The 4,042-nt window shown below is 69.1% G+C and carries 3 protein-coding genes and 1 pseudogene; 3 read left to right on the forward strand and 1 reads right to left on the reverse strand.

The genetic code is table 11. The annotated features are described in order from the left end of the window. From A5736_RS19450 to A5736_RS19460, 3 genes and pseudogenes are all read left to right on the forward strand, one after another. Positions 1 to 1,240, forward strand: a 1,240-nt coding sequence (locus A5736_RS19450; RefSeq protein ID WP_076248068.1) for an amidohydrolase family protein, incomplete at its 5' end; no start/stop codon positions are given. A gap of 38 nt (positions 1,241 to 1,278) precedes the next feature. Next, positions 1,279 to 1,812 (forward strand): annotated as a pseudogene (locus tag A5736_RS19455) (PPE family protein); the annotation flags it as partial. A 182-nt stretch (positions 1,813 to 1,994) separates the two neighbouring features. Continuing rightward, positions 1,995 to 2,393, forward strand: coding sequence for a hypothetical protein (locus A5736_RS19460; RefSeq protein ID WP_076126751.1), 399 nt, complete (start codon positions 1,995 to 1,997; stop codon positions 2,391 to 2,393). 140 nt (positions 2,394 to 2,533) lie between these two features. Here the strand turns inward: A5736_RS19460 and groL are convergent. After that, positions 2,534 to 4,042, reverse strand: a 1,509-nt coding sequence (gene groL / locus A5736_RS19465) for a chaperonin GroEL (protein WP_139333440.1), incomplete at its 5' end; no start/stop codon positions are given.

The following is a 4,042-nucleotide window of genomic DNA, read 5'->3' on the forward strand; positions in this document are numbered from 1 at the left end:
GCGCGGCGCCAACCGCGAGCCGGCCACCGCCGAAGACCTGGCGAGGATGCGCGCGCTGGCCAAGGAGGCGGTCGAGGTCGGCGCGCTGGGCTTCGCGTCGTCGCGGTTGACCATCCACAAGACCGAGAGCGGTTCGCCGATCCCGAGCTACGAGGCGGCCCGCGAGGAGATCGAAGAGATCGCGCGCGGCGTCGTGGACGGCGGCGGGGGCCTGCTGCAATTCGTGCCCGACATTCCCGCCGGCGGCTACCAGTCCGTGCTGCAAACGGTTTTCGAGGTCGCCGAGGACGTCGGGCTGCCGCTCACGTTCACGCTCGTCGTCGCCAACGCCGGCGACCCGACGTGGCCGGAGGCCATCACGATGATCGAGAAGGCCAACGCGGCCGGTGGCGATATCACCGCGCAGCTGTTGCCGCGGCCCATCGGGCTGATCATCGGGCTGCAACTGTCCGCCAACCCGTTCGTGCTCTACCCGAGCTACCGCGAGATCGCGCATCTGCCGCTGGCCGAGCGGGTGGCCGAGATGCGCAAGCCGGACGTCCGCGCCCGCATCCTGGCCGACAAGCCCGGGGTCGGTCACCCGATTCTCTACGTGGCGCAGATGTGGGACTGGATCTTCCCGCTGGGCGACACCCCCGATTACGAGCCGGACCCCTCGACGTCGATCGGGGCCCGCGCCCGGGCCCGCGGCGTGGACCCGATGGAGGAGGCCTACGACCGGCTGCTCGACGACGACGGCCGCGCCATGCTGTTGGTGGCCACCAGCAACCTGGAGCGCAACTCGCTGGACACCGTCGGGCAGCTGCTGCACCGCGACGACGTGGTGCTGGGCCTCGGCGACGGCGGCGCGCACTACGGCATGATCTGCGACGCGAGCTACTCGACGTACTTCCTGGCGCACTGGGCGCGCGATCGGAAGGCCGGCCGGTTCACCGTGCCGGAGGCCGTCCGCGAGCTGACGTCCGTGCCGGCCCGCATCGCCGGGCTGGGCGATCGCGGCCGCATCGGCGTCGGCTACAAGGCCGACCTCAACGTCATCGACCATGCCGCGTTGCGGCTGCACAAGCCCGTGATCACTTACGACCTGCCCGCCGGCGGGCGTCGCCTGGATCAGGGCGCCGACGGATATGTCGCGACGATCGTGTCCGGGGAAGTGATCGCCGAGGACGGAGTTCCCACCGACGCCCGTCCTGGCCGGTTGGTCCGCGGCCGCAAGCCTTCTCCGGTACCTGCGCCATAACGCCACGAAGGGCGGCTCGTCCCGGTTAACTTTGGTTAGTGACGAGCCCGCACTATGCGCGGTTGCCGCCCGAAATCAACTCGGCACGAATTTTCGCCGGTCCCGGTGCGGCGCCACTGCTCGCTGCCGCAAAGGCGTGGGACGGGCTGGCCGAAGACCTCGCATCGTCAGCATCCTCGTTCTTTTCGGTGACATCGGATCTGGCCAACGGTTCGTGGCAGGGCGCTTCGGCGGCGGCGATGATGTCCGTCGCGACCCAGTATGTGAGCTGGCTTTCCGCGGCGGCCGCGCAAGCCGAGGCGGCGTCCAGCCAGGCCTCGGCCATCGCGGCCGCGTTCGAGACCGCACTGGAGAGCACGGTGCAACCCGCGGTGGTGGCCGCCAACCGCAACCTGGTGCAAGCGTTGGCGTCGACGAATCACTTGGGACAGAACGCGCCGGCCATCGCCGACATCGAGGCCGCATACGAGCAGATGTGGGCGGCGGACGTGGTGGCGATGTCGGGCTACCACACCGACGCGTCGGCAGCGGTGGCGAAGCTGGAGCCCTGGCATCAGGTGCTGCCGAGACTCGATCTCGGCCCGCCCGCTGTGGGGCTCCCCGCGGGCGCGCCGGCCGACATCACGGGGGGCGTTAGCCCTCATATCGGCTCGGGCATCCTCAACTCGACCACCGCGAGCACGGGCTTCAACCCCGGTGTCACCGGCCCCGGCTTGCTCAACCAGACCTGACCGACGCGCCTATCCTCGACTTCATGCGCACGAAGAAGAGGGTGGACTTCCAGCGGCTCGCGGCCGCCCTGCCGGACTACCCGTTCGCGTATCTGATCACCGTCGGCGACGACTACCGCGCCCACACAGTGACGGTCGAACCGCAGCTGCGCGACGGCGCGGTCCTCGACGTCGGGCTGATCGGCGGGCGCACCCGCGAAAACCTCGCTCAGCGCAGCGACGTCACTCTGCTGTGGCCGCCGACCGAGCCGGCCGGCTACTCGCTGATCGTCGACGGCACCGCCGAGGTGAGCGACAGCGGCGACGAGACCGTTCGCCTGGACGTGGTGCCCACCCGCGCGCTGTTGCATCGCGACGCCGACTCCCCCTCGGCGGCCAAAGGCTGCCTGCACGACTGCGTGGTGTTCTCGCTGCCGGCGTGAGCCTCGGCGCCGAACGCGAAGCTGGCCGCACGCTCGGCGTCGAATGTGCGGCTGGCCGCACGCTCGGCGAACCAGGACAGCCGCCGGCGACACGAAAAAGCCCGGCCCCCAAGGGGACCGGGCTTTTTCTTAACTGGGACCTAGAAGTCCATACCGCCCATGCCGCCGGTCGGGTCGCCCGCCGGAGCGGCCGCCTTCTCCGGCTTGTCGGCAACGACGGCCTCGGTCGTCAGGAACAGCCCCGCGATGGACGCCGCGTTCTGCAGCGCCGAACGGGTCACCTTGACCGGGTCGGCAACGCCGGCCTTCAGCAGGTCCTCGTACTCACCGCTGGCGGCGTTCAGGCCCTGGCCCGCCGGAAGGTTGCGCACCTTCTCGGCCACCACGCCCGGCTCCAGCCCGGAGTTGAAGGCGATCTGCTTCAGCGGAGCCTCCAGCGCCACGCGGACGATGTTGGCGCCGGTCGCCTCGTCACCGGAGAGCTTCAGCTCCTCCAGGACCGGGGCGGCCTGCAGCAGGGTCACGCCACCGCCGGCGACGATGCCCTCCTCGACGGCCGCCTTGGCGTTGCGGACCGCGTCCTCGATGCGGTGCTTGCGCTCCTTGAGCTCCACCTCGGTGGCGGCGCCGGCCTTGATCACCGCAACACCGCCGGCCAGCTTGGCCAGGCGCTCCTGCAGCTTCTCGCGGTCGTAGTCGGAGTCGCTGTTCTCGATCTCGGCGCGGATCTGCGCCACCCGTCCGGCGATGGCGTCGGAGTCACCGGCGCCCTCGACGATGGTGGTCTCGTCCTTGGTGATGACGACCTTGCGGGCCTTACCCAGCAGCGAGACGTCGGCGTTCTCCAGCGTCAGGCCGACCTCTTCGCTGATGACCTGACCACCGGTGAGGATGGCCATGTCCTGCAGCATCGCCTTGCGGCGGTCACCGAAGCCGGGAGCCTTGACGGCCACCGACTTGAAGGTGCCGCGGATCTTGTTGACGACCAGGGTGCTCAAAGCCTCGCCCTCGACGTCCTCGGCGATGATCAGCAGCGGCTTGCCCGCCTGAATGACCTTCTCCAGCAGCGGCAGCAGGTCCTTGACGGTCGACACCTTGGAGCTGACCAGCAGGATGTAGGGGTCCTCGAGGACCGCTTCCTGACGCTCGGCGTCGGTGACGAAGTAGCCCGAGATGTAGCCCTTGTCGAACCGCATACCCTCGGTGAGCTCGAGCTGCAGGCCGAAGGTGTTGGACTCCTCGACGGTGATGACGCCCTCGTTGCCGACCTTGTCCATCGCCTCGGCGATCAGGTCGCCGATCGACTGGTCGCCCGCGGAGATGGCCGCGGTGGCAGCGATCTGCTCCTTGGTCTCGACCTCCTTGGCCGTCTTGAGCAGCGTCTCGGTGATCTTCTCGACCGCCTTCTCGATGCCGCGCTTGAGGCCCAGCGGGTTGGCGCCGGCCGCAACGTTGCGCAGACCCTCTTTGACCAGGGCCTGGGCGAGCACGGTGGCCGTCGTCGTGCCGTCACCGGCGACGTCGTCGGTCTTCTTGGCGACCTCCTTGACCAGCTCGGCGCCGATCTTCTCGTACGGGTCCTCCAGCTCGATCTCCTTGGCGATGGACACACCATCGTTGGTGATCGTGGGGGCACCCCACTTCTTCTC

Origin of the sequence: Mycobacterium sp. SP-6446, from assembly GCF_001954045.1 — a bacterium.
Taxonomy (GTDB): Bacteria; Actinomycetota; Actinomycetes; order Mycobacteriales; family Mycobacteriaceae; genus Mycobacterium.

Bases quoted from the DNA above. Each gene is read 5' to 3' on its own strand.
- A5736_RS19460 (WP_076126751.1), top strand. From the start codon at position 1,995: ATGCGCACGAAGAAGAGGGTGGACTTCCAGCGGCTCGCGGCCGCCCTG.